Annotated in this window: 19 protein-coding genes and 1 pseudogene; 17 read left to right on the forward strand and 3 right to left on the reverse strand. The window is 65.5% G+C overall.

Features of this window, described 5'->3' with window-relative positions; translation table 11 throughout:
- Window positions 1-74 precede the first annotated feature (74 nt).
- A complete protein-coding gene (locus AB8K43_RS00170; protein ID WP_370890175.1) occupies window positions 75-893 on the reverse strand; it encodes a fructosamine kinase family protein in 819 nt (272 codons plus the stop codon).
- A gap of 238 nt (window positions 894-1,131) precedes the next feature.
- Between AB8K43_RS00170 and AB8K43_RS00175 the strand changes: the two genes are divergently transcribed.
- The gene (locus AB8K43_RS00175; RefSeq protein ID WP_370890177.1) at window positions 1,132-2,352 is read left to right on the forward strand and encodes an ATP-binding protein; all 1,221 of its coding nucleotides are present in this window, start codon (window positions 1,132-1,134) and stop codon (window positions 2,350-2,352) included.
- Between the two features lie 121 nt (window positions 2,353-2,473).
- Here the strand turns inward: AB8K43_RS00175 and AB8K43_RS00180 are convergent, their stop codons facing one another.
- Window positions 2,474-2,698: a hypothetical protein gene (locus AB8K43_RS00180; protein WP_370890179.1), complete on the reverse strand. Its 225-nt coding sequence runs from the start codon at window positions 2,696-2,698 to the stop codon at window positions 2,474-2,476.
- Window positions 2,699-2,785: 87 nt separating this feature from the next.
- On the opposite strand from AB8K43_RS00180, the gene AB8K43_RS00185 reads away from it, so the two are divergent.
- The 15 genes and pseudogenes from AB8K43_RS00185 (at window position 2,786) to AB8K43_RS00255 (ending at window position 22,615) form a co-directional block, all read left to right on the forward strand.
- Entirely contained in the window at window positions 2,786-3,193 is a 408-nt protein-coding gene (locus AB8K43_RS00185) for a hypothetical protein (RefSeq protein WP_370890181.1), read from the forward strand.
- 136 nt (window positions 3,194-3,329) lie between these two features.
- Window positions 3,330-5,072, forward strand: a complete 1,743-nt coding sequence (locus tag AB8K43_RS00190; protein WP_370890183.1) for a hypothetical protein — start codon at window positions 3,330-3,332, stop codon at window positions 5,070-5,072.
- A 48-nt stretch (window positions 5,073-5,120) separates the two neighbouring features.
- Window positions 5,121-7,883: a DEAD/DEAH box helicase family protein gene (locus AB8K43_RS00195; protein ID WP_370890185.1), complete on the forward strand. Its 2,763-nt coding sequence runs from the start codon at window positions 5,121-5,123 to the stop codon at window positions 7,881-7,883.
- 155 nt (window positions 7,884-8,038) lie between these two features.
- Entirely contained in the window at window positions 8,039-9,148 is a 1,110-nt protein-coding gene (locus AB8K43_RS00200) for a restriction endonuclease subunit S (protein WP_370890186.1), read from the forward strand.
- On the forward strand, window positions 9,145-10,182 hold the full coding sequence (locus AB8K43_RS00205) for a restriction endonuclease (RefSeq protein ID WP_370890188.1): 1,038 nt from the start codon (window positions 9,145-9,147) through the stop codon (window positions 10,180-10,182). Before AB8K43_RS00200 ends, AB8K43_RS00205 begins: the two co-directional genes overlap by 4 nt.
- Before the next feature lie 25 nt (window positions 10,183-10,207).
- Window positions 10,208-11,692, forward strand: a complete 1,485-nt coding sequence (locus AB8K43_RS00210; RefSeq protein ID WP_370890190.1) for an N-6 DNA methylase — start codon at window positions 10,208-10,210, stop codon at window positions 11,690-11,692.
- Window positions 11,693-11,854: 162 nt separating this feature from the next.
- Window positions 11,855-12,064 carry a hypothetical protein gene (locus tag AB8K43_RS00215; protein ID WP_370890192.1) on the forward strand — a complete coding sequence of 70 codons (210 nt, stop codon included), beginning with the start codon at window positions 11,855-11,857 and terminating at the stop codon, window positions 12,062-12,064.
- 199 nt (window positions 12,065-12,263) lie between these two features.
- Window positions 12,264-13,157 carry a TnsA endonuclease N-terminal domain-containing protein gene (locus AB8K43_RS00220; RefSeq protein ID WP_370890194.1) on the forward strand — a complete coding sequence of 298 codons (894 nt, stop codon included), beginning with the start codon at window positions 12,264-12,266 and terminating at the stop codon, window positions 13,155-13,157.
- Window positions 13,139-15,322: a hypothetical protein gene (locus AB8K43_RS00225; protein WP_370890196.1), complete on the forward strand. Its 2,184-nt coding sequence runs from the start codon at window positions 13,139-13,141 to the stop codon at window positions 15,320-15,322. Before AB8K43_RS00220 ends, AB8K43_RS00225 begins: the two co-directional genes overlap by 19 nt.
- Window positions 15,319-16,329: a TniB family NTP-binding protein gene (locus AB8K43_RS00230; RefSeq protein WP_370890197.1), complete on the forward strand. Its 1,011-nt coding sequence runs from the start codon at window positions 15,319-15,321 to the stop codon at window positions 16,327-16,329. The genes AB8K43_RS00225 and AB8K43_RS00230 overlap by 4 nt, the downstream gene beginning before the upstream one ends.
- Window positions 16,326-17,663, forward strand: a complete 1,338-nt coding sequence (locus tag AB8K43_RS00235; RefSeq protein WP_370890199.1) for a TniQ family protein — start codon at window positions 16,326-16,328, stop codon at window positions 17,661-17,663. The genes AB8K43_RS00230 and AB8K43_RS00235 overlap by 4 nt, the downstream gene beginning before the upstream one ends.
- Window positions 17,660-18,043: pseudogene (locus tag AB8K43_RS00240) on the forward strand (TniQ family protein); the annotation flags it as partial. The gene AB8K43_RS00235 and the pseudogene AB8K43_RS00240, both read left to right, overlap by 4 nt.
- Window positions 18,044-18,301: 258 nt before the next feature.
- Window positions 18,302-19,141: a hypothetical protein gene (locus AB8K43_RS00245; RefSeq protein ID WP_370891228.1), complete on the forward strand. Its 840-nt coding sequence runs from the start codon at window positions 18,302-18,304 to the stop codon at window positions 19,139-19,141.
- A 104-nt stretch (window positions 19,142-19,245) separates the two neighbouring features.
- Window positions 19,246-21,135, forward strand: a complete 1,890-nt coding sequence (locus tag AB8K43_RS00250; protein ID WP_370890201.1) for an ATP-dependent endonuclease — start codon at window positions 19,246-19,248, stop codon at window positions 21,133-21,135.
- Window positions 21,128-22,615: a UvrD-helicase domain-containing protein gene (locus tag AB8K43_RS00255; RefSeq protein WP_370890203.1), complete on the forward strand. Its 1,488-nt coding sequence runs from the start codon at window positions 21,128-21,130 to the stop codon at window positions 22,613-22,615. Before AB8K43_RS00250 ends, AB8K43_RS00255 begins: the two co-directional genes overlap by 8 nt.
- Before the next feature lie 275 nt (window positions 22,616-22,890).
- On the opposite strand, the gene AB8K43_RS00260 is transcribed toward AB8K43_RS00255, so the two are convergent.
- Complete coding sequence (locus AB8K43_RS00260) at window positions 22,891-23,277, reverse strand: hypothetical protein (protein WP_370890204.1); 387 nt, start codon at window positions 23,275-23,277, stop codon at window positions 22,891-22,893.
- A 63-nt stretch (window positions 23,278-23,340) separates the two neighbouring features.
- On the opposite strand from AB8K43_RS00260, the gene AB8K43_RS00265 reads away from it, so the two are divergent.
- On the forward strand, window positions 23,341-23,943 hold the full coding sequence (locus AB8K43_RS00265; RefSeq protein WP_370890206.1) for a GNAT family N-acetyltransferase: 603 nt from the start codon (window positions 23,341-23,343) through the stop codon (window positions 23,941-23,943).
- Window positions 23,944-23,967 lie beyond the last annotated feature (24 nt).

The raw sequence follows: 23,967 nt of genomic DNA on the forward strand, positions 1-23,967 counted from the left end.
CGCTATTGATCGTGCGGGCCGGGCGCTGCCGTGCTGCCCCGCGCTTTGCGAAGGGGGATAACCCCCCTTCGCGCCTAGGAGTAGTGCTTGGCGAGTTCCGCGGCCTGCTCGATGTACCCGCCGCCAAAGAGGACCGCGTGGAGCATCACCGGGTGGAGCTGGTGAAGGGGGATGCGCTCCTGCCAGCCGTCGACGAGCGGGGCGGCTTCGTCGTAAGCGGCGATGATGCGGGCGACGTGCGGGCCGCGGAAGAGGATCAGCATCGCTAGGTCGGTTTCGGCGTGGCCACCGTGCGCCGCGGGGTCGATCAGGACGCCACCGTCGCGGGTCCACAGGACGTTGCCGGTCCACAGGTCCCCGTGGATGCGCGCTGGCGGACGGTCGTCGTCGAACTCGCCGCTCGTGAGGCGCTTGGCGACGGCCTCGAAGGGGGCAGCGTCGCTCGCTTCCCACGTGCCTGCCTGCAGGCCGAGGCCGAAGGTGTGCATGATCCGCTGCTCGGCGTAGAACTCGCCCCAGCTCGCGGTCGGGTTGAGCGGCAGGGGAAGTGGGGCGATCGCCGGACCGAGGAAGCCGTGGCTCGTCCACCGCGCGGGCGGCGCTCCGAAGGCATCGGCACCGGCGGCGTGGGTCTGCGCGAGCGCCGCGCCGAACGCGTCGGCCTGGAAGTTGGTCGGCGGCACCGCCGTGAGCTTTTCGAGGTCGAGGTGGGTGGTCTCGACGTCGCGGACGCGTACGACCCGCGCGCCGCCGCCTTTCTCCGGTTCGGTCAGCCAGAGCAGGCCAGCGGCCTCCCAGGTGGTGTAGCCGAAGGGAGCGCCGCCCGCCTCTTTGCGGAAGATGTCGTCAGGGACGTCGGTGCTGTCGCTGGAAGCGGTCGGCTCGTTGCTCACCGGGCCAGGGTTTCACAGCGAGCAGCGGGCCCTGTTGATCCCCTGGCTTCCTACCCTGCCCGGCCATGTGTCGGAAGACCGCCCCTTCCCCGCCTTCGATGTATTCGGCGGTCTGGGGAGACGTCGCAGAACATCGAATCGGCTTCGTGACCAGGTCCCCCTTCGGTATCCGATCGACACGATCGGCTTCGCTAGCGAAATCTCACCGATCGACTAGAAAGCCCGATACGGTCCGATCGTGGACCCGATCACGAACCCGTATGCCCCCGGCGCTGGCCAGCGCCCGCCCGAACTCGCCGGGCGCGATGAGCAGTTGAGGGTCTTCGATGTCGTGCTCAGGCGCGTCGTCGCGGGCCGCCCCGAGCGGTCCTTGGTGCTGACCGGATTACGGGGCGTCGGCAAGACGGTGCTGCTCAACCAACTGCGCTCGGCGGCGGTCCGGGCGCGTTGGGGGACAGGCAAATTGGAGGCTCGACCCGAGCAGACGCTCCGGCGGCCGCTCGCGAGTGCCTTGCACCAGGCGATCCGGGAGCTCAGCCACCCGCAGCGCGCAGACGTCGACCAGGTCCTCGGGATCATCCGGGCGTTCGCGCAGCGCGACGCCGCGCCCGGCACCAAACTGCGCGACCAGTGGAACCCGGGCATCGACGTGCCGGCAGTCTCTGGGCGCGCGGACTCCGGGGACATCGAGATCGATCTAGTCGAACTCTTCACCGATGTGGGAGGGCTCGCGGCCGACGTGGGGAAGGGGGTCGCGGTCTTCATCGACGAGATGCAAGACCTGCGACCCGAGGACGTCTCGGCCCTCTGCGCGGCGTGCCATGAGATCAGCCAGTCGGGGCTGCCCCTGATCGTGGTTGGCGCGGGTTTGCCCCACCTTCCGGCGGTGCTTTCGGCGTCGAAGTCTTACTCCGAGAGGCTCTTTCGCTATCAGCGGATCGACCGCCTCGACCGAGAAGCGGCGGACCTCGCGCTCACGGCGCCAGCCGATGACGAGGGCGCGGGCTACGAGACCGGAGCGCTCGAGGCGATGTACTCCGCGACCGGCGGCTACCCCTACTTCATCCAGGCCTACGGTAAGGCGGTCTGGGACCGCGCGCCGCGCTCGCCGATCACGGCCGACGACGTCGCGGTGGCCTCACCCGAGGCCGAAGGGGAGCTGGCGGTCGGCTTCTTCGGGTCGCGGTTCGAGCGGGCGACACCGGGGGAGCGGGAGTACCTGCGGGCGATGGCGGATGTGGCGTACGAGCAGGCGGCGAAGGGAGACGAGCCGCTCGACGACATCGAATCGGTCGCGACCTCGGACGTCGCGACGTACCTCGGACGCAAGCCGCAGTCCCTCTCTCCGGCGCGCGACTCCCTTCTCAAAAAGGGCCTGATCTATAGCGGCGAACGGGGACGGATCGCGTTCACCGTCCCTCACTTCGGCCGATACCTCCGCGACCACGCTCAGGGCTGAAAGTGTCAGCCGGGAGCGACTTTGGGAAGTACCCACGAGTTCGGGACACGTGGGACAGATCGGCCACCTCCGCTCGCGATTTCGGGACGACTGCGACGCATTCTGGGACTCGCGGCTTGCCCTACATCCCCATCTGGCGGTTGATCGCACTCGCTCCGATCTCGACCGCGAGGTCGCGTCCGGCGCTGCCGAGGTAGGCGGCCGTCTTCCGGAGCCAGCCCTTCCGCTCGGGATCTGTTTCTCGCTCCGCCGCCTCATCGAGGGCGCTGACGAGTCGGTCTGCGATGGAGTCAGGGGTCGGCCATGCTCCGACGGCGCGCCTGGCGTGGCCTGTGGGACGTCCCACGAGACTGATCCCGCCCGAGGCACGACGCTCGAGTTTGGAGATGAAGGGCGGGTCTTCGCTCTCAAGCGCGCGCAACGCGGCTTCCACTTGGTCAGCGCCCAAACCAGATTGCTCAACGATCTCATTCGGGTGCATCACGCGTCCCGTGCGCTCGAATACCTCCACGATCGTAGTGAGCACAGGAAGGTCTCGGCAGGTCCAGGTTTCGTCCATGCCGTTATAAACTCAGACGCCACCGACAAGGCTGGAGACTTGCGGCACGCTGGGCAGGTGATAGACGGTGGTGGTATCGACGAGCGTAACAATCGCCCCGACCTGGCAGCTGCGATCGAAGACCTGCGCTCACTCCTCGGATCCTTCGACGAAGTCGCGCCCGCTGCTATGGACGCGCGCTTCCACATCCATGCCTACAACGAGCTGGACCTTGCTTGCCGCACGATCATCGAGGCATTCGACCGCGAGCGACAGGCATCGGGCGACCATCTGCGTGAGTAGCCGTGGTCGCCGGACGGCGAACGTGATCGGCGTCTACGGTGGTGCCGAAGGACCGCTGTGAACTGTTGCGTCGTGAGATGTCCAGCGGACAGCACAAGTAAGTACGCCCTGGATCGCTCGACAAGAAGAGGAACCGGTGAATTCATCGTCCGACTCGCCCGATCGCCGCGACGCTGCTGACGTTCCAGTGGTGGCGGGCACTGACGGTGAGCTGTCGGAGTTACACCCTGAGGGTGCCGCGGAGACGGTGATCGCGGAGATAGCCCCCGGGGTGGCCGTAGTCTTCGGACCGCGCCCGCTCGACCTTGAACTTGTGGACTTCGGCTTTGTCACGCCAGCTGATCTCGCTCAGTTGTCGAACGCGCTCTCCGTGGTCGGCAATACGGCCACCGTGGCCGGAAACTTGGGGCAGGCGCTGACAAGTCTTCAAGGGGTGTACCGCGTGAACGACGCGACCAGCGCCTTGCTTGCATCTGGAGGGAAACTGGCCGTCAAGGACGGTGCCAATCTCGGGACCGTGCTCACCTCGGAAGGTTTGAAGCAGGCGCGCTTCATACCCGTTACGGGACTGACAGCCGCACAGACTGCCGCCGCGATCGGCCCCGCGGTTGCCACGATCGCGCTTCAGTTGCAGCTGAGTGAGATCACCTCCCTCGTGAAGACAAACGTGGCGCTGACTCGGCAGGTTCATGAAGCCTTTGAGCGCGATCAGCGAGCGGAGCTCGCGGGCCTCTTGATGACGATCGACCGGGCTGTTGCCCGAGCCAAGGAACTCGAGTCCGTCCCACCGTCCCTCTGGGACACCGTTGCCGGCTCTGGGACCGCGCTCTGGAAGCAACACGAGCTCCACCGCGAAAAGGTGCGCAACCACGTCCAGCAACTAGAATCTGGAGACGCACGAGCCACGAGTGACTACTTGCGATTCAACGCGCAGAGCATCGCCTTAGACACGGCGGCCCTCCTGTCGTCCCTGAAGGCCTGGACCGGATTGCAGGCGCTCCACGCAGGGATGGCGCGCACCGCCGGACGTGACGATCCCACCGAACAGCGTTTGGTTGAAGTGATTGCTCGGGACACACGCGCTGAGATCGACTCCTCGATGGTCGAGATCCGATCGCTGACTGACGCACTTACCCTTGAGCTGCGGCTCGTGGCTGAACTCCCCGGCCGTCAAAAGCTCTCGCAGTCACTCCCGCGCGCCCGTTCCGAGGCGAAGGTCGCCAGGACCACGGCAGCGAGTCTGCTGCAGTCGATCAGTCCACTTGCTGAGGCCCTTCATCCGCCACCGCCACCGCTGAAACCCCCGGACGTGCTCTGCATCGAGAACGGGGTGGACTTGGAGCCGTACCTCAGGGTGTTGCGATGGTTCCTGGACGATGACGACGTCATTCGGGCCATGGGGCTGTCCGACCGTGAGCCCGTCGGTCACCTCGTCGCCGAGGCCCTCGGCAAGGCTCGCGAACGGCTGGCCACGGCTCGTGACAAGGCGGTTCCCAGAACCCTTGTCGTAGTCACGGACCGCCGCGTGCTGACTGCTGACTCGGTCGCCTTCCTCGAGGAGGGCTCAGTCGGCCACGATTTGCCCATCGATCACATCCGGTATGTGCGGTGGACCAAGGCCGTCGTCAATGACGACCCATCCTTGGTGGACCTGATCTCCAGAGACACGGACCTGCACCTGAGGTTCCCGGCGGCGGCATCAGCCCAGATCGACGCTCTGGTGTCACTGCTCGCCCAAGCCATGAACTTGCCCGAGCTCGAGCGATGCGCACTCTTGAAAGGCGGGTCCGAGGAAAGGGAACGGGAACGGATCGCGGGCCCCGGTGAGCCAGTGGAGCAGTCCATCGAGGCCGAAGACGGGCCCAACCAAGGCGAGTAGGGCTGGTACCGGGACGCCCACGCTGCTCGACCCTTAGGGTTGCGATCAGTGAATACCGGTAATGGCGACCCGCAGCTGGCGGCCGAGCAGCGCGCACGTGTGCTCATCGACCGTCAGCTTGTCGACGCAGGGTGGTCGGTGCAGGACAAGAAGAGTCTGAACCTGTTCGCCAGCGACGGGGTGGCCTGTCGAGAGGTCGTCATGAAGGCGGGCCACGGCCGCGCTGATTACCTGCTCTACGTCGACAAGAAGGTTGTCGGGGTCATCGAGGCCAAGCCCGAGGGGACCACGCTCTCCGGCGTGGAGTGGCAGTCGGCGATGTACGCCAATGGTCTGCCGGCAGAGGCCCAATTGAGAGCGGTCACTGTCGATGGGCGGTTGCCGTTCGTCTTCGAGGCCAGTGGGTCGGAGACCCACTTCACGAATGGCTACGACCCACACCCGAGATCACGGCGCATTTTCAACTTCCCCAAACCCGCGACTCTGGCCAAGGTCGTGCGCGACGCCGAAGCCGACTCCGACAACCCGACGTGGCGCGGCAAGGTCCGCCATCTCCCTGATCTCGACACGGCGCCGCTGCGTCCTGCCCAGATCACCGCGATCACGGGTGTCGAGCAGAGCCTCGCCGACCAGCACTTCGACCGTTCCCTGGTGCAGATGGCCACAGGTGCCGGCAAGACCTTCACGGCTGTCACGCTCGCCTATCGCCTGCTGAAGTTCGGCGGCTTCCGCCGCATCCTCTTCCTCGTCGACCGCAACAACCTCGCCGAGCAGACGATCGGCGAGTTCCAGAACTACCGGACTCCGGGCGACGGGCGCCGATTCACCGAGATCTACAACGTCGACAAGCTCACCAGCGCCGGCATGCTCGGCTCCTCGAACGTCGTCGTTTCCACAATCCAGCGCGTCTACTCGGTCCTGCGGGGCAACGACGTGACCGAGGGCGATGACCAAGGACTGGACGACTACGTCCCGGATGCGCCCGTCACCGTCACGTATTCCAAGGACCTGCCTCCGGAGGCCTTTGATCTGGTCATCGTCGATGAGGCGCACCGCTCGATCTACGGCGTCTGGCGCGGAGTGCTCGAGTACTTCGATGCCCACGTCATCGGCCTGACCGCCACCCCCGGCAAGCAGACGTTCGCGTTCTTCCGGCAGAACCTCGTCTCCGAATACACCTACCCCCAGTCCGTTGCCGACCGGGTCAACGTCGACTTTGACCTCTATCGGATCCGCACTGAGATTAGCGACCGTGGCTCCACGATCGATGCCGGCACCATCGTGCCCAAGACCGACCGCCGCACCCGCCAGCAGCGACTGGAGGCGATCGAGGAGGACTTGGAGTACACGGAACGGCAGCTCGACCGTGCCGTCACCGCCAGGTCGCAGATCCGCCTCGTTCTGGAGACCTTCCGCGACCGGCTCTTCACCGAGATCTTCCCCGGCCGCTCCACCGTCCCAAAGACTCTGATCTTCGCCAAGGACGACGCCCACGCCGAGGAGATCGTCACCACCGTCCGTGAGGTCTTCGGCAAGGGCAACGACTTCGCCGCCAAGATCACGTATGCCGCGAAGGACCCCAAGGGTCACCTCCAGGCCTTCCGCACGTCCCCCACTCTGCGGGTCGCCGTGACCGTCGACATGATCGCCACCGGCACCGACGTCAAACCGCTCGAATGCGTGCTCTTCATGCGCGATGTCCGCTCGGCGCAGTACTTCGAGCAGATGAAGGGCCGCGGCGCCCGCACCATCGCCCCGGCCGACTTCCAGTCCGTGACGCCCGACGCGAGCGCGAAGACCCGCTTCGTCATCGTGGACGCCGTCGGCGTGACGGAGCACGAGTTCGTCGACCCGCCGCTGAACCGCGACAAGGCGGTGCCACTCAAGAAGCTCCTCGACAAGGCCGCGAACCTCACCATCACCGAGGACGAGACCGCAACCCTCGCCTCACGCCTGGCCAAGCTCGAGCTCGAACTGACGCCGGAGGAGCGCACCGAGCTCGATGAGGTCGCCGGCGGCTCCGTTCGTGACATCGTGCGCGCACTGGTGGATGCCGTGGATCCGGACACCCAGGCTCAGGCGCTCGAAGGGGCCGCGGACCCCGACCGGGCACGCCGGGACCTGCTGGAGCAGGCAGTCACGCCACTCGCCTCCAACCCCGACCTGAGGACCCGGATCCTCGAACTCCGTGCCACCCACGACCGGATCGTCGACGAGGTCAGCGTCGACGTCCTTCTCGACGCTCATGGAGTCGTCGACCCCAACCGGGCCAAGTCGGTCGTCGAGTCGTGGGCTGAATATCTGACCGAGCACCGCGACGAGATCACCGCGATCCAGGTCATCACCGAGGCCAAGGTCCAGCGAATCGCCTTCGCGGACATCCAAGAGCTCGCCGACCGCATCTCCCGGCCGCCACACAACTGGACTCCCGACATCATCTGGACCGCGTACGAAGCCGTCGACGTGGGCAAGGTGAGGCACAGTGACCGGCACACCCTCACCGACTTGGTGTCTCTGCTGCGCTATACCGTCGGCCTCGACAACGAACTCGTCCCTTACGCCACCCGCGTCCAAGAGCGGTATGCCGCGTGGCTGGCTCAGCAGGAACAGTCGGGAACCGCGTTCTCGCCTCTTGAAAGGTGGTGGCTCGACCGCATGGTCGACGTGATCGCATCCAGCGCTGGCATCACCGCCGACGACCTCGACCGCGCCCCCTTCACCGACAAGGGCGGCGTCGACGGCGCCCTCCGCGACCTCGGCGACCGTGCTGAGGCCTACCTTGATCAACTCAACGCGGAGCTCACCGCGTGACTCCATTTCCGCCAGGATGGTCCTCCGGGTCGATAGACACTGTCACGAGCAAACCACTCAAGGTCGATCCCGCGTCGACTGGGCGTGAGCACGTTCGCTACGTCGATATTGGGTTGCTCGAGGGCCCTAGGTCCCATTTGGATGCGGCACCCGAAGTGCTGAGCGCCGCAGCGCCCAGCCGGTGCCGGCAGGTCATTGCTGCGGGCGACACTCTGTATTCAACGGTCCGGCCGTACCTGCGCAAGGTCGCCCTAGTCGCCGACGATCTCGACGGCGAGTTCGCCTCTACCGGTTACGCGGTCCTGCGGCCGACCGAAGCGATTGATCCCGCCTTTCTGTTCTATTTCACCCTCTCGAAGCACTTTGAAGACCAGATCCTGCCCATGCAAAAGGGAGTCAGCTACCCAGCTGTGCTCGACAGGGAAGTCCGGGCACAACGCGTGTGGTTCCCTGAGTTGGAGCAACAGCGGCGGATCGTCGAGATCCTCGAAGACCATCTCTCCCACCTCGACGCTGGCGTGCGGGAGTTGGAGTGTGCAAGGCAGCGCATCGCGGGGATGCGGCTGGCCCTACTACATCAACTCATAGACGGGCCTAAACGCCGACTCGGAGAGGTAAAGAGGGCCGCGGATTACGGGACGTCGGTCAAGTGCAGCTACGACGGAGGCGGAGTTGGAGTCCTACGCATCCCGAACCTAACGGATGGCTCGATCGACCTGGACGACATGAAGTTCGCCATCGATCCCGAGGTTGACCTGACGGGATCCATGGTCGCGGAAGGTGACGTCCTGATCGTGCGGACCAACGGAAGCCGCTCACTGATTGGGCGAAGCGCGGTTGTCGGTGAGGCAACCGATGCAGCGTTCGCGTCCTATCTCATTCGATACAGGGTCAATCGCGACCTGCTAACCCCCGAGTGGCTGCATCTGGCTCTCGAATCGCCAAGCGTAAGAGAGAGAATCGAGCGCCTGGCGGCCTCGAGCGCCGGTCAGCACAACCTGAGCTTGGGCAAGCTCGACTCCCTCGAACTGCCCGTCCCTGACCTAGACACGCAGCAGTCGGCATTCGCTGCCCTGCGGGAAATCGACGACCACCTACAGAGAACTCGGAGCGCTATCCATGTTGCGACAGCCCGGGGTAGCACCTTGCGGAGGGCCCTACTCACCGCAGCGTTCGAGGGGAAGTTGACCGGGCGGCAGGCGGACACTGACCTCATCGAGGAGCGGGCAGGCGTGAATCCAGGCGAGGAAGGCATCGAGCCATGAAGACCATGTGGGGCATCCACAACGACGCCCTCGGCGCTGAGCTTGTCGACGAAGGGTTCATCTCAGTGGGATGGGAGGCGATGCCGGACCTGCGAACCATCGGTGATGACATGACGCGCATGAAGGCCGCCGTGCAGTCCGAGTACCCCTCGGCGAAACCCGGCGCCGTGCCGGTCTGGGCAGGTGTCCTGCGACGCTTCGCGTTCGACATGGCGGAGGGCGACCTGATCGTCGCTCCCTACCGTCCGGACGGCACTCTCAATTTCGGTGTGGTCTCAGGCCCCTACGAGTACGTGGCTGGAGTGCCTCGGCACCCGCATCGCCGCAAGGTGGCGTGGAGCAAGGTCGGCGTGGCCCGGAGCCTCTTTCCGCAGTCTGCGCTCTACGAGATCGGCAGCGCCGTGACCCTCTTCCAAGTCCGCAAACACGATCAGGTCTTCCGCGACTACTTGGCGTCCAGCGACGACGAGTCGTTCGAGACAGAGCTCGATAAGGAGCCGAGTACCTCAACCGACTCGAAACATGAGCAGGCAGCGGCTGACGAACCGAACGCTGACCGGATTGACCAGCACACGCGCGACTTCATCGCCCGCGTGCTGCTCACTGACCTGTCGGATCGTGAGTTCGAGGAGTTCACCGCGGATCTGATGCGTGCGATGGGCTACCAAGCGAGAGTCACCCCGTACTCCCAAGATGGAGGTATTGATGTCATCGCACACAACGACCCGTTGGGCATCGAGCCGCCGATCATCAAAGTTCAGTGCAAGCACACGTCCGGGACGCGCGGTCGGCCAGACGTTCAGCAGTTGATCGGGACCTTGTCTCAGAACGAGGCGGGTCTGTTCGTGACCCTCGGATCGTTCAGTGCGGACGCGGTGGCACTCGAGCGGGAACGCCAGAACCTACGGCTCTTTTCGGGGGCCGACGTCACGAACCTGACTTTGTCTCATTACGACGCCCTCCCTGCGCGTTGGAAGGGCCGCATGCCTCTGCGTCGTGTGCTTGTCGTAGATCGCGACCCGGAAGACGGATGAGCGACTTTGTGGCGGAGGAATGGAAGTGACTAATTCTCGACGGCTGGTCGACAAGCTGTGGTCCTACTGCGATGTCCTGCGGGACGACGGGGTCGGAGTGATCGAGTACACCGAGCAGCTGACCTACCTCCTGTTCCTCAAGATGGCCCACGAGCGGGCCACGCGGAAGTGGAAGCCGCAGCAGATCGTGCCCGAGGAGTACTCGTGGCAGCGACTGCTCGACGCACAAGGTGACCAGCTCGAGTTCGAGTACACGCGCATCCTCAACGGATTGGCTCGCCAACCCGGCGTCATCGGGACGATCTTCCGCAAGGCGCAGAACCGCGTCCAGGACCCGGCGAAGCTCAAGCGCCTCGTCGTCGACCTCATCGACAAGGAGAACTGGTCGCAGTCCGGCACGGACATCAAGGGCGACGCCTACGAGGAGCTGCTCAGCAAGGGCGCTTCAGACAAGGGGTCCGGCGCCGGCCAGTACTTCACGCCGCGTGCGCTCATCCAGGCGATCGTCGACGCCATCCAGCCGACCGTCGACGACACGGTCGTCGACCCTGCCTGCGGCACCGCCGGCTTCCTCCTGGTCGCCAACGAGTTTGCCGAGCAAGGCGCCGAATCGATGACGCCGACTCAACGGGCCAAGCTGCAGAAGGGCTTGGTCAACGGCTATGAGCTCGTCGACGGGACGGCCCGCTTGGCCGCCATGAACCTCCTGCTCCACGGCATCGGCACGGCCGACGGCGACTCACTCATCCAAGTCCGAGACTCACTTATCGCTGACCCGGGCAAGCGATGGTCGGTCGTGCTCTCCAACCCACCCTTTGGCAAGAAGTCGTCGCTCACGATGGTCGGAGCCGATGGCCGGGAGGTGCGCGAAGACCGTGAGATCGAGCGCCAGGACTTCGTCGCCACGACGAGCAACAAGCAGCTGAACTTCGTCCAGCACATCATGACGATCCTCGACACCAATGGCCGCGCCGCCGTGGTCCTACCCGACAACGTCCTCTTCGAGGGTGGCGCCGGCGAGACGATCCGTCGCAAGCTGCTCACCGACTTCGACCTGCACACGATGTTGCGGCTGCCCACGGGCATCTTCTACGCCCAGGGCGTCAAGGCCAACGTGCTCTTCTTCGACAAGAAGGTCGCCCGCCCCGGCCAGCCGTGGACAGAGAAACTGTGGGTCTACGACCTGCGCACGAACAAGCACTTCACCCTCAAGCAGAACCCGCTCCGCCGATCCGACCTCGTCGACTTCGTCGCGGCATACAAGCCTGGCGCGCGTGACCAGCGCGAGGAGGGCGAACGCTGGAAGCCCTTCACCTATGACGAGATCACGGCGCGGGACAAGGCAAACCTCGACATCACTTGGCTCCGCGATGAGTCGCTCGAGGACCTAGACAACCTCCCGTCGCCCGACGTCCTGGCGCGCGAGATCGTCGAGGATCTGTCAGCCGCTCTCGCCGAATTCGAAGCGGTGGCAACGGCTTTGGAGGAGCAACTGAGCCAGTCACCGTGACACTCTTTCCGTAACCGGCGATTACCGGTATGGTCGCGGCACGGCTAGTCACGCCGGATCCAGACTGGGTCGAATGTGACCACGGGCGGACCTGACCAACCCGAACGTGGGGCTACTAACCCTCTGGCCCAGCTTGAACAAGTTGGAGAGCCGGAGGAAGAGATGGTCGACAAGCAGCAGCAGGGTGGGGCCCGTCGCGGGCGTCCACGACTGCGCGCGATACCAACCGACTGTCCAGTCCGCGTCGAGTTGCGCCTTGCACCCGACGTGGCCCGCCGGCTCTTCGCAGCCGCCGCGGATTCCGGGCGCACCGTCAGTGCCGTCGGCGAGTACGCGCTCAGCCAGGCCCTGCCGAGGGAGCGAGCGATGTAGCCGCGCGCTGGGCACGATTCTGGGAGCCCGTCATCCCCCAGACACGACGAAAGCCGGGCGGCAACCCGGCTTCGACGCGAATCGCGGCTCGTGCCGCGCTCAAGTACTCACACGCAACCCTCGAGGGGCTGACTGCTGCCATTGTGGCGATCGAACGCGCCCGCGTCAACGGTGGCTCCTCGACCGAAGGAGCCCCACCGTGACCATCCTCGACTCTGCCGTTCCCCATCGTCTGGGGCGACGGACGAGCTTCATCCCTGCTCTCGAAGGCAAAGCCGCGCCGTGGGCGGACGTCATAGACGTATCCGTGGACGTCGACCGGACCGCGGAGGTGGCCAGAGCCGCCACCGCAACGGTCCTTCTGACCGGAGAGGATCGTCGCTCGACCGTCAGCACCGCAGACGTCGACACCCTCGCCGGCCTGGATCCGGACCGGCTGCTCGCAGTGCGCCGGCCGGTGTCCCACCAAGGCATGAGGAACTACATCTCTCGCGCCGTCGTACCGAGCGAACTCGGCCCGAAGGCCGTGTGGTGCGAGAGCTTCAACGAGCTCAGCCACCTGCGTGACCTGCTGCTCACGAGTCGGCCGACGCAAGTCACCACACAGCCCTGCCGACTCGAATGGGTCCTCTCGTCGGGCGTGCGGAGCCACATCCCCGACTTCATGCTCCGATACTCCGACGGCCACACCCTCTTGGTCGATGTCACCACCTCGAGCAAGGTCGAAGATCCTCGCCTCCTTGCAATCCTGCGAATCACGCGAGCGACGGCCGAGGCAATGGGCTGGACGTACGAGGTGCGCACCGAGTTGCCCGCTCAGCGGGTCCGCAACATCAACTTCATGCACGCGGGGCGCCGAGACGTTCGCCAGGATCGGGTGGCAGCGACCAGGTTCCTCCGATCGGTGTCAGGGCCGGTGGATGTCCAGCGCGCCAGTGAGGTACTCGGTGGGCCTCCGCAGGGCTATGCCCGGCTGTGGGATCTCATAGCGCACGGCTTCGTCCACCTACCGCTCAATGACGAACTGGATACCGACACAAATCTCTCCTTCGCCTCTGTGAAGGGAGGTGAGTCATGGCTGCACAGCACGTGAGCCGGGAGCACCGACACCCGGCACTCGGGGTGGGCCAGGACGTTCCGACACCGAACGGGCCAGCCAAGGTCGTTGGCATCGCCCGAGACGCTGATGGCCGGGTCCTCGTGTGCTTGGACCACGGCGACCACCGGACCCGCATCCCGTGGATGGGTCTGGCCAAGGCTGCGCTGAGCATCCGACCTGCACGAGCGTCAGATGTCCTAGACGAACACCCGTCGCCGATGCTTCAAGAGCTCCCGGAAGATGAGCGGGCGGCCATCATTGTTCGGTACCGCCACCTCCTTCATATCGCCTACGGCTCACCCCGGGGAGACGCCGAGGCAGACCGGCGGGCCGGCATCCTGAACCCGGACTACGACCCCTCGATGACGACGCTTGGGCAGCGTCTGATGACCAAAGTGCGAGAGCTTCGTGCTCAAGGAGAACGCGGGGCAAGCAAGTCCGCGCTTTACCGGCAGCTGCAGCACATTGACGAGGGCCCGGACTTTCTCATCCACGGCAACAAGAAGACGATCTCCCAGCGCCTCGATGACTACGACCCGGCCGTTCTCGAGCTCGTCCGAGCCGAGGTAGAAGCCGAGAAGCATCTCAGTCAGAAGAGCCGACGCAAGCTGCTGGCCAGGACCCGCGCCAAGCTGAGCACGGCGGGGATCGGCGACGAGCTGACTCGGCACCAACTCGAGGTGCTCGTGGGCGAGCTGTCACGCGGACTCGGCCTGCACCATCCGGCCAAGACTCGACGCTCCGAGGCAAGTCGCCCAACCGTAGCCTACGGCGCCCAGCGCGTGAGCCGACCCGGGGAGATCGTACAGGTGGATGCAACCCCCACCACCGTTGCCCTTCTCGGTCCGCTGGGTGTCCTCATCCCCGCGGTGATCCTGAGCGCCATCGACGTATACACCCGCAACTTCGTCGCCCTGCGAGTCTGCGTTGGCGCGGCGACCTCACGGGACGTGTGCGCCCTGATCTCCCAGATGGGGCGGCCGACCATCACCCGCGCCGGCTACCCCTTCGAGCTCGAGATGTGGCACGGCATACCCAAAGTCTTGGCGATCAATGACGACCCAGAGGGCGAGAAGACCACCGTGCACAAGATGCTCGGCCGAAAGCCGGCGGTGCACCCGTGCACCATCGTCTTCGACCACGGCTCCGAGAACGCAAGTGACCACGTGATGAGGTATGCCGCGGAGTGCGGCAGCGACGTCGTCTTCTGTCCGCCTCGGAAGGGTCATGCCAAGGGGGTCGTCGAGGCCGTCCACCGTGTGCTCGGCGGCGTCGAGAGTGCGATGCCGATCCACAAGGGCGCGAACGTGCTCAACCGGCCCAATGACCTGGAGTTGGCCGTGCCAATCCGTCCCCAGGATCTCCAGGACATGCTCTGGGAGTACATCATCGATATCTACTCCCACGAGGAGCACCGAGGCCTGACCGACGCCCATGGCTCCGATCGCCCGCTCAGCCCGGCCATGGTGTGGTCGGACTACGTCACGGCCTACGGCCAGCTCGACGCTCCATCTGACCCATGGGTCTTCCTCAAAGGCCTTGAGCGCCAGACCCGACTGCTCAGCCCCGCTGGCATTCGCTTGAACAAGGTGACATACAACTCCAGCGACCTGCAGGAACTGCGGTCCGTGGTCATGGCCGGGATCGGGACCGCGGCGCGCAAGCTCACGGTCTTCTTCGACCGGCTCGACATCACCCGGATCTATCTCGTCCATCCCGTGGAGCGCAGGTGGATGGTCGTCCCCCGCGCTCTAGATCGACGGGGAAGCGTCGCACCCATGAGTGGACTTGCGCGGCAGCGCATCCTGGCCGAGGGCAGCCGAGACACGAGGCGAACCCTGACCGAATCCGAGCTTCATGAGCGAGAGGCTGAGCTTCTCGCCCGCTGGTTCTCCGGCGTGTTCACCGACCGCCAGGACGCTCGCTACGCCGCTATTGAGGGAGCTCGTCAGCGCACGTTCGCCCACGACCTCGAGCAGGCCAGCGAAGAGGTCCTGGCATTAGCGTTCCCGGAGCCGGAGACCGACCCAGAGGTCGAACTACAGCAGTACCCGGACATGGGCGACGACGACGAGATCGACTACGACGAGGAGATCGAGTTCGACGACGAGCCGCCGGACGTCTTGGCCGAGGACGCCTCTGGGTGGGGGCTGTCATGACCGCGACGACCACCCCCGGACGACTCATGCCCCAGAACATCGACGACTGGGCTGCCCTAGTCACCTCCGACAACCCGCGACCGCAGCCGGTCGAGCTCGTCACCGATGAGCTCCGGCACCAGGTCGATGCCTACAACCAGAGAATCGGGACGATCTCCACGCGAGACACACGGAGCGTCAGAGAAGCGATCGAGCGAGCCCACTTCGAGAACGACCACTCGGCATATGGCAGCGCCACCTGCGTCATCCTCAGCGGTCCGCCGCTGAGCGGCAAGACGCACGCGGCCCTCACGTGCGCGTTCAGCGAGACGCGCGACATCTGGGGCAGGCTCGACCGGGCGCCGGACGATCCGAAGTTCGACCGCAGCATCCCGTGGATCTACGTCGAGGTGCCCAAACAGGCACGCGAGCTCTCCCTGCTCAAGGCGATCTGGACGTTCGTGGGGTTACCGTCGCTTCCCTCCCAAGCAACCGCGTCCGACTACCTGCAGGCGCTCCGCAAACTCGCGCCCGCGATCGGGTTGCGCGGCATCATCATTGACGACAGTCACGGCATCGGCCAGCGGCAGAGCGAACACTCCCGGCTCCTCGCTGACATCCTCAAGAGCATCATCACGGGCCTGCCCGCGACGATCGTCCTCATCGGCACCGGGTTCGACGAGTCAGGTGTCCTCCGGGGCTTGGCGGGCGACCAGGTCCGACTGCGGAGTGCGCGATGGATCGATGTCGGCAAGTGGCCACCCCCGGCCCAGGACTGCGTGGGCGAATGGGAGCTGCTCGGCCGGAGCCTTGGCGAACGACTCGTCCTCCCACGCTCCACCGCCGCGGTGCGGCTCACCACCCGCGGAGCGGTTCGCTTGCTCCACGAGGGAAGCTGCGGACGACCCGGCCTTGCGGTGGAGTGGGCCAAGCGCGCGGCTTCGTACGCCGTGTGGCACGACACGGACCTCGATGTTGCCGCGCTGCAGGGAACCCATGCAGGGCCTCCCTCGGGGCGTGCGTCGTGACCACGCGGCTTCCTCTCCGAATCGAACCCATTCCGGGCGAGTGGTGGCGCAGCTACCTGCTGCGCGTTGCGGACGTCTATGGCATCCATCCCTTCAGCCTGCTGAAGAGGCTGCACGGCACACCGAGTGTGAATCGTCGTCACCTCCGCTGGTGTGGGATCGCCATCTCGGACGCGGCGCTCCGGCGGGCCGGGACAGTCGTCAACCTCGACCCCGCCCAGATCCAGGGGATGCACCTGAGTGCCTACGACGGTTCCGCTCTGGACTTTTGCGACCTCATGTCGGACGTGTTCGACCCGACGGGCGGCCTCCCCCCGGAGCGGCTCCCGATGACGGCGGCCGGGCCGCTCGTGAATGCCGCGTGGGACCGCTATTGCCGACGCTGCCGTGCAGAGAGACCCGGCTACCGGGCTTTGAGTTGGCGGCTGCGTACTCACTTGGTCTGCATCCAGCATCGCCTGATGCTTGACACCGACAACCACGGTCGTCACGAGGCGATCACCGCAACCGCCGACGCCATCGCCGGCCAAGCCGAGGTCCTCTCCCGGCTGACCCCAACTGCGGAGCACGCCGCCTTCTTCGCCGACCTCGACCTGCACCTTGCTTCCCGAATCCCGGACTGGAGGACGACGCTGCAGGGCCGGGAGCGGAAGTCGCCAGAAGCGGTCCTGGCGTCCTTCACCACCGCAGTTCAGATGGCGCTGTCACCGGGCTATCCGGCGTACCAAGGCCTGGCCGAGTGGTCGAGGGCGAAGGCCGCGAGGGCACTGCGGGCGCCCCACAGTCTGCGCTTCGCCGGCAGCATGAGCAGATTCCCCCACCTGCTCCCAACGAACCTATTCACGGCCGGGCTCTCGGATCTGCTCCACCAAGCCGACCTCCCAACGGCCCGAGCCGTCTCGGCCGTCGGTGCCCTCATGAGTGCCACCGGTGTTGACCTGTCGAGAGCCTGCGAGCTGCTGCCCCAGCGCAGGGCAACGACCGCGGTTCGGTTCCTGACCCACCTCATCGTGCTGGAAGGTGAGGGGCGCGCGGAGCGCTTCTGGAGACTGAGCGAGATGGCCGCTGCCGAACTGCTTCGAGAGGATGTCGACTACCGACATCGCGAACAGCTCTGCTACGACGAAGGGGCTTACCTGGCCGCCACCACAGCCGAGCCGTCGGCGTACGTCCGCACCGTGCGAACATGGCTCGTTGACCAATGGGCCTGCACGTACACCTCGAGCAACATTCGACCCAGCGTCCGCGACGGCAGCATCGAACACTTCGACCGCCTGCACGGTCCGGGTATGCGTTCGGCGCTGGAACACCACTTTCGACGGGCTGTCGCGTGACACGACTCCCACTCGCCCTCGAACCGTTGGACGACGAGAGCTGGCCGTCATACCTGACCCGGCGCGCCGCACAGCACGGCACGACCTTGGCCGGGATGGGCAGCCATCTGGGCCTCCGAGACGCCCGCGGCCGATGGCAGGGCCGCTTCGGCATCGCCCTCCCGCCCGAAGACGTCACGCGAGTGGCGCCCATCCTCGGCCTTACCCCACCGCAAGTCGAGCAGATGCAACTCGCCGCCTACGACCAGCTCGCTTTCGACCTGAACGGGCTCGACAACGACCGGGCAATCTCGGGCACTCGCGCAGCCGTCCACTCGGCTTGGGTCTGGCTGGCCGGCTCCACGTTCTGCCCGGAATGCCTGAGCGAGGACGGCGGGGCGTGGCGACTGAGTTGGCGTATCCCTTGGATCACGGCTTGCCTTCGCCACCGGACCAACCTGCGGGGCGCCTGCGCAGAGTGCGGCACCGTCCCCGGGCTAGGCACCGGCCTTCACGGATCCGCACCACGGCGAGTCGCGGCCGCGCCGGATGGCAGACGATGCCCACAGCCCCAGCCTGACGGGCGAGTGTGCGGCGCCGACTTGAGCGGCCAGGCAATGGCACCGGTTGACACAGGGCGTCTTCGACGGGCAGAACGCATGGCCAGTCTCACCACTGGACATCGTGGTCACGTAGCCGGGATCGACAGAACTTCACTGCAATCTCTGCGGGCATGGCAGAGCGCCGTCGGCATCGCGGTGGGCCTTGGCGTTGTTGACGCCGGAGCCTGGGGCCGTACTCATCGCTGGGCCAACCCAACACGCGACCCCAACCTCATCGACAGGTTGCTGAAGACGGTGGAACCGCTGATCACCGCGAACAGCCCGGTGGAAGGCGCAGATGTCCTTGATGTCTGGCTTCGGAACGCCGGCGTTCGATCGCCGCATGCAAACACGTTCGACCGCATCACTCAGCCCTCCGCCGCGCTCCGACCCGTCATCGACGAAGTCCTCAGTCGGCACGGCCGAGCCCACACGTTGATCCAGAGAAGGCTCGTGTCCACCGGCGGACTCCGCATTGATCAGCGCGAGTGGGGAGTCGACGACATCCCGCAGCTCGTCTGGCCATGCACACTTCCCGAGCACCTGCGTCACTCCACCCGGCCCGACCAGCGCATCCTCCGTGCCGTGGTCTCGATGATCCTCGTCCGCGTGTGTACGGACGCCCGGGACTGGGTTGAAGCCGGCTCCGCACTGGGTTTCCAAGCCGACAAGTCGCGGAACTGGACCCGCTACGCCTTCAGCTCGAGATGGGGGATCAAGTACGAGCTACTGGCGGCCTCGCACGCTCTAGAGGCGAAGCTGAAGACGCAGGTCAACCTCCCGTCATTCCATCATCGAAGCCCGGTCAGCGGCTTCGGTTCCGGGGCTCTCAAGGATGCGCAATCCCCCCAGTGCCTCCGTCAAGGAGGTGGCGCTTGGTGCCCCTGCCATCCCTAACCCACTAACCGCCTTTCAGCACCGGAGACATCGTGTGTCTCGGCCAGCCCGAGCGGCGCCGCGGACATAGGGTTCGTGCGGGACCAACTCGGGAGCGAGGACTAATGCGCATTCGGCGGATCGACATCGAGAACTTCCGCGGCATCAAATCCGCGTCGTGGCGTCTGCCTCAGGACCGGCGATTCTTCGCGCTCATCGGACCCGGCGACGCCACCAAGACCACCGTCCTCACCGCCATCGAGCGAGCCCTCCACGACCGGGCAGGAATGAGTGTCCTGGACACGGACTTCTTCGGTGGGATCGTCGACGAACCACTCCGCATCCGGGTGGCCGTCGATGACCTCCCCGACGAGCTCATCGCTATGGACGCCTTCGGTGGGTTCTTAGCCGGCATCGACCAGGACGGCGAGTGGACCCACGACCCGGCGGATGAGTCCGAGCGCTGCATCATCGTCGAGTTCCTCGTGGAGGCTGACCTGGACCCGATCTGGCAGTCTTACAGGCCGCCACTCGAGGGCATGGACGACGAGGACCCGCACCCGATCAGGGCCCGGCACCGGGCCAAGATGGCCGCCTACCGGATCGACGACCGCGTGGATGCCCACCTGCGGTGGTCGCGGACCTCCTCGCTCGGGAAGTTGACCGTGAGCCGCGACGACACGCGCGCCACCTTGACACACGCTGGCCGTAAGGCACGTGAAGCCGCCGCTGAGGCTGTCACGGACTCCCTGAAGGAGCTTGCGCACGAGGTACAGACGCAGGTGCAGGCCATCGGGACCACGCAGTTTGGCGACCTTCGGCCCGGCCTGGACATGTCGTTGACCAACACCCAGGGAAACCTGGCGCTCTTCGACGGCGACATCCCCCTGACCAACTTCGGGCTCGGGACCAGGCGCCTGACTGGGGCTGCGACCCAGCAACTCGCGAACCAAGGAACCACCACCCTGCTCGTCGACGAGGTCGAGCACGGTCTCGAGCCGCATCGGCTCGTCCACCTCCTGCGGCACTTGCGAACCAGCAGCGCGTTCTCCCAGGTCTTCGTGACTACACACTCGCCGACAGCGCTCATGCACCTCGAGCCCGAGGACCTGGTCATGGTGCGCTCCTCCGTCGGCGCCACTGAACTGAAGCCGCTCGACCAACCAGCCGAGCTCCGTCCCCTGCTCAAGGCCTGCCCTGAGGCCTTCCTAGCTCGGCGCATCGTCATCAACGAGGGCAAGACCGAGTATGGGGTCGTCCTCGAGCACCTCGACGAGTGGGACGAGGACAACGAGTCTGGTGCAGTGCCGTCGGCTGCGTTGGGCGTGGTCGCGATCGAAGGGAACGGCGGAACCGGATCCGCGGGCAGTGCAGCCCAGTTCCTCAACATCGGGTATGACGTCGTGTTGTTTATCGACAGCGACGACGAGAGCGCCAACACACTTGCCGACCAGGTCACCGCCGACGGAGGCGCTGTCGTCCGTTGGGAAGGTAGCCACAGCATCGAGACAGCCGTGTGCGCGGAGCTGACCGAGGCAGGGCTGACCGCCTTCATCAAGGCCGCTATCGAAGTCGCAGACGACCCTGACTCCGCGCGCACGGTCTACGCCACGGCGCTCGTGGCCAACGGCGCACCCAACTGTTCAGTGGGAGTCGAAACCCTCGACGTGGGCACTTGGGCCGCTGCCGGGGTCGAGCTCGACCAGGCACGCGACATCGTCGGTAAGAGTGCCAAGGGGAAGAACAAGGACAAGGACAAGGGCTGGTTCAAGCGTGTCGACAAGGGCCGTCGGCTGGGCCGGTTCATCCTCGACTCCACGGAGCTCGACGGTGGAAATGTGAAAACGAGGATCGGCGCGCTCCGCGACGCCATCTACGCCCCCACGGAAACGGTCCTCACGCAGAAGAGCAAAACTGCCGCGGTGGAGCCCGCTGTGACCGACGAAGCGAGCGAAATCGAAGCCGCTTGCCCGCTCAGCGAGGATTCCGCTGGCCAGGAGCACCCAGGTGCCTGACGAACTCCCGGAGGCGCTCCAAGCTGACGTCGCCGGGTTCGTCGCAGCTCTACCAGCCTCGGTCGTACTGCCGGCCGGGACAGGCAAGACCCATCTCCTAGCGGCCACGGCGAGCTCAATCGCAGGCGACGCGGGGCGCGTCCTCGTTCTCACCCATACCAACGCGGGAGTCTTCGCCGTCAACAGCCGCCTGAAGCGCTTCGGTGTCGCCCGACGCGACGTTCACGTCGCTACCATCACCAGCTTCGCGTTTCGTCTCGCCCGCGCCTACCCGGTTCTCGGAGAGCTCATCGCTCCGAAGGTGATGATCCCTGCCGACTCACCCTCCTATGTGCGCGCAGCCACGAAAGTCATTGCCGCCGAGCACATCAAGGCAGTCCTCGCTGCTACTTACACGCACGTCCTTGTCGACGAGTACCAGGACTGCAACGTCGACCAGCACAAACTCGTCCTCGCGCTCCGCGAGGCGGTGGGCCAGATGGGCATTCTCGGCGACCCCCTCCAGGCCATCTTCGGCTTCAGTGACCCGCTCCCCGACTGGGACGACGTCATCGCGGACTTCCCTGAACACGCCAACGTTGACCTGCAGCCACACCGGTGGATCGGACACAATAAGGACCTCGGCGAGTGGCTCCTCGAAGTCCGCGACCGCCTCAAGCCCGGCGCAACCCTCAACCTGACGAACCGCAACTACCCCAACCGCGTCACCTACACCAATATCGCTGGCAACCGCACAGGCCTGACCACCGCCGCCAGGTCACTGCTGAGCGAACCCGCTGACGAGACCGTCCTCATCATCGCCGCGAACGACGGCATCGCCCGCCACCTCGCGGGTGAACTCAAGGGCACCTACACCGTTATGGAGGAGATTGAGGGCAAGTTCATGGCGAAGTGGCTCGACAAACTCGAGCAGACCGAGCCGGCCGACTACGCCTCTTGGCTATTCGAGTTCACCAAGAAGTGCCACTGCGGCCACGGCGCCTTGGAGCCCAAGCCCGTCGGGAAGAGGTACACGGACCGGAAGACTGGCGCGGACCTCCTGACCGCCAAGCGCGAACCCATCCGCATCACCATTGAGGAACTCGACAATCTCGTCACCAGCCCAACCCTGACCACGCTCGCGGCGGCGATGGACGTCATCCCGACCACGAAGGCGCTTCGGCTGCACTCCCACGAAGCCTGGTATGACGTGAAAACGGCGATCCGAGGGGCCATCGCTCACGGCGACGACAAGAACGTCCTTCGCGAGGAGCTAGCGAAGGCTCGCGATGCGGTACGTCACTCCGGACGACGCGAGCGGCGCCACATCATCTCCCGCACCCTGCTCGTCAAAGGCCTTGAGTACGACCACGTCCTCATCGCCGATATCGCCAGGCACTTGCAAGTAAACGACCTGTATGTCGCTCTGACCAGAGCCCGGAAATCCATACACATCCTTGGCGCTGTAGACACCATCACCCTGGTTGAATCGCCGAGGTAGAGACCTCGGCCACTCATCATTCTGAGCGAAAAGGCGGCTTCGCCGGGGAAAGCGTGTGCCGACGCCCACGAACGGGCTCGATGTGACGGCATGTCTCAAAATCCTCCGGCGGAGCTCGTCTCAGATTCGCCACCGCCGTACGCGCGCGTCTCAGAATCGGTCGGCGCTGACAGAAAGCGGGACGGGGGTGTGTCCGGCACGTGTGAATCCGAGACTTGGCCGGGGATTCTGAGCCCTGTCGAGACTACGGAAGGTCGGTGCAGACGATTCTGAGACTAGGCATCCTCCTGACGGTCAGGAACTCGGGCGAGCAGACGGCGCGTCCGGGGTGCCGCGACCTCGGGCCGTAGGGCCATGGATCTGCCACCGTGGAATCGAAGGAGTTGCTCTTTGTGCTCCTGCGGGCTCAGGCCGTCGGCCGATGGCTCTTCGGGCAGGCGTAGGTAGTCGGAGTCCTGCAGGCCGCCGTAGCGTTCGAGCTCCCACGCGACGTGCGTTTGCATCCGGGTGGGATCGTCCAACGGGACGACGGGTTCGAGGCAACCGATGTTCCACTCGAGCGTCAGCCAGAGGGCTGCGAGGCGTTGCCGCGTGCGGGTGTAGCCGGCCACTTCCTCCCCGAAGAAGGACCTCGCATTGTTGCGGAACTGCTGCGCAGACACTTCGAGGGCGCACGCCTCGACAACACACACTCCCGGGTTGCGGGCGTTCAGGCGTTCTGCTCGATGAGGCGGCCGGAGGAGCGCGCCGCCGCCAACGAGAGCATGATGGGCAACATGGCGGGGGCGAACTTCGAGCGGTGGAGATTCCGGCGAGTGACCCGACAGGATTTCCCGCTCCTGGGGTCTTGGCTACGCCAACCGCAGGTGCACCGTTGGTGGCAGCAGGACTCCGAGCCGGCAGCCTTGGAGGAGTTCTTCGGGCCATCCGTCGACGGACTCGAACCCAACGAGGACTGGCTGGGCCTGGAGGAAGGCCGACCCGTGGCCCTGATCCAACGATCCCGAGTCGCCGCCTACACCGAGAACATCCAGGAGTTCTCCCTGCTCGGCGAAGTCCCCGATGACGCCATCACGATCGACTATCTGTTAGGAGAGCGGAGGGGCCAGGGTCTAGGACCGAGCATGCTGGCAGCATTCGTCGACCGGTGCTGGACGGACGACCCAGCCACCCCGGCCATCATGGTCACCGTCGTAGCAGCCAACCGTCCCTCCTGGAGAGCACTCCAGCACATCGGCTTCCGCATAGTCGGGCAAGGCAACGTCCCACCAGAGAACCCGGACGATGACCCCCTGCACTACCTGCTTCGCCTCGACCGACCCACATGATGTGGGTCGGGATACGACATCTGA

The organism is Janibacter sp. GXQ6167 (genome assembly GCF_041365945.1).
Classification (GTDB): Bacteria; Actinomycetota; Actinomycetes; order Actinomycetales; family Dermatophilaceae; genus JBGFSK01.

Bases quoted from the DNA above. Each gene is read 5' to 3' on its own strand.
- AB8K43_RS00205 (WP_370890188.1), top strand. From the start codon at position 9,145: ATGAAGACCATGTGGGGCATCCACAACGACGCCCTCGGCGCTGAGCTT.
- AB8K43_RS00215 (WP_370890192.1), top strand. From the start codon at position 11,855: ATGGTCGACAAGCAGCAGCAGGGTGGGGCCCGTCGCGGGCGTCCACGA.
- AB8K43_RS00225 (WP_370890196.1), top strand. From the start codon at position 13,139: ATGGCTGCACAGCACGTGAGCCGGGAGCACCGACACCCGGCACTCGGG.
- AB8K43_RS00230 (WP_370890197.1), top strand. From the start codon at position 15,319: ATGACCGCGACGACCACCCCCGGACGACTCATGCCCCAGAACATCGAC.
- AB8K43_RS00245 (WP_370891228.1), top strand. From the start codon at position 18,302: ATGGCCAGTCTCACCACTGGACATCGTGGTCACGTAGCCGGGATCGAC.
- AB8K43_RS00250 (WP_370890201.1), top strand. From the start codon at position 19,246: ATGCGCATTCGGCGGATCGACATCGAGAACTTCCGCGGCATCAAATCC.
- AB8K43_RS00265 (WP_370890206.1), top strand. From the start codon at position 23,341: ATGAGGCGGCCGGAGGAGCGCGCCGCCGCCAACGAGAGCATGATGGGC.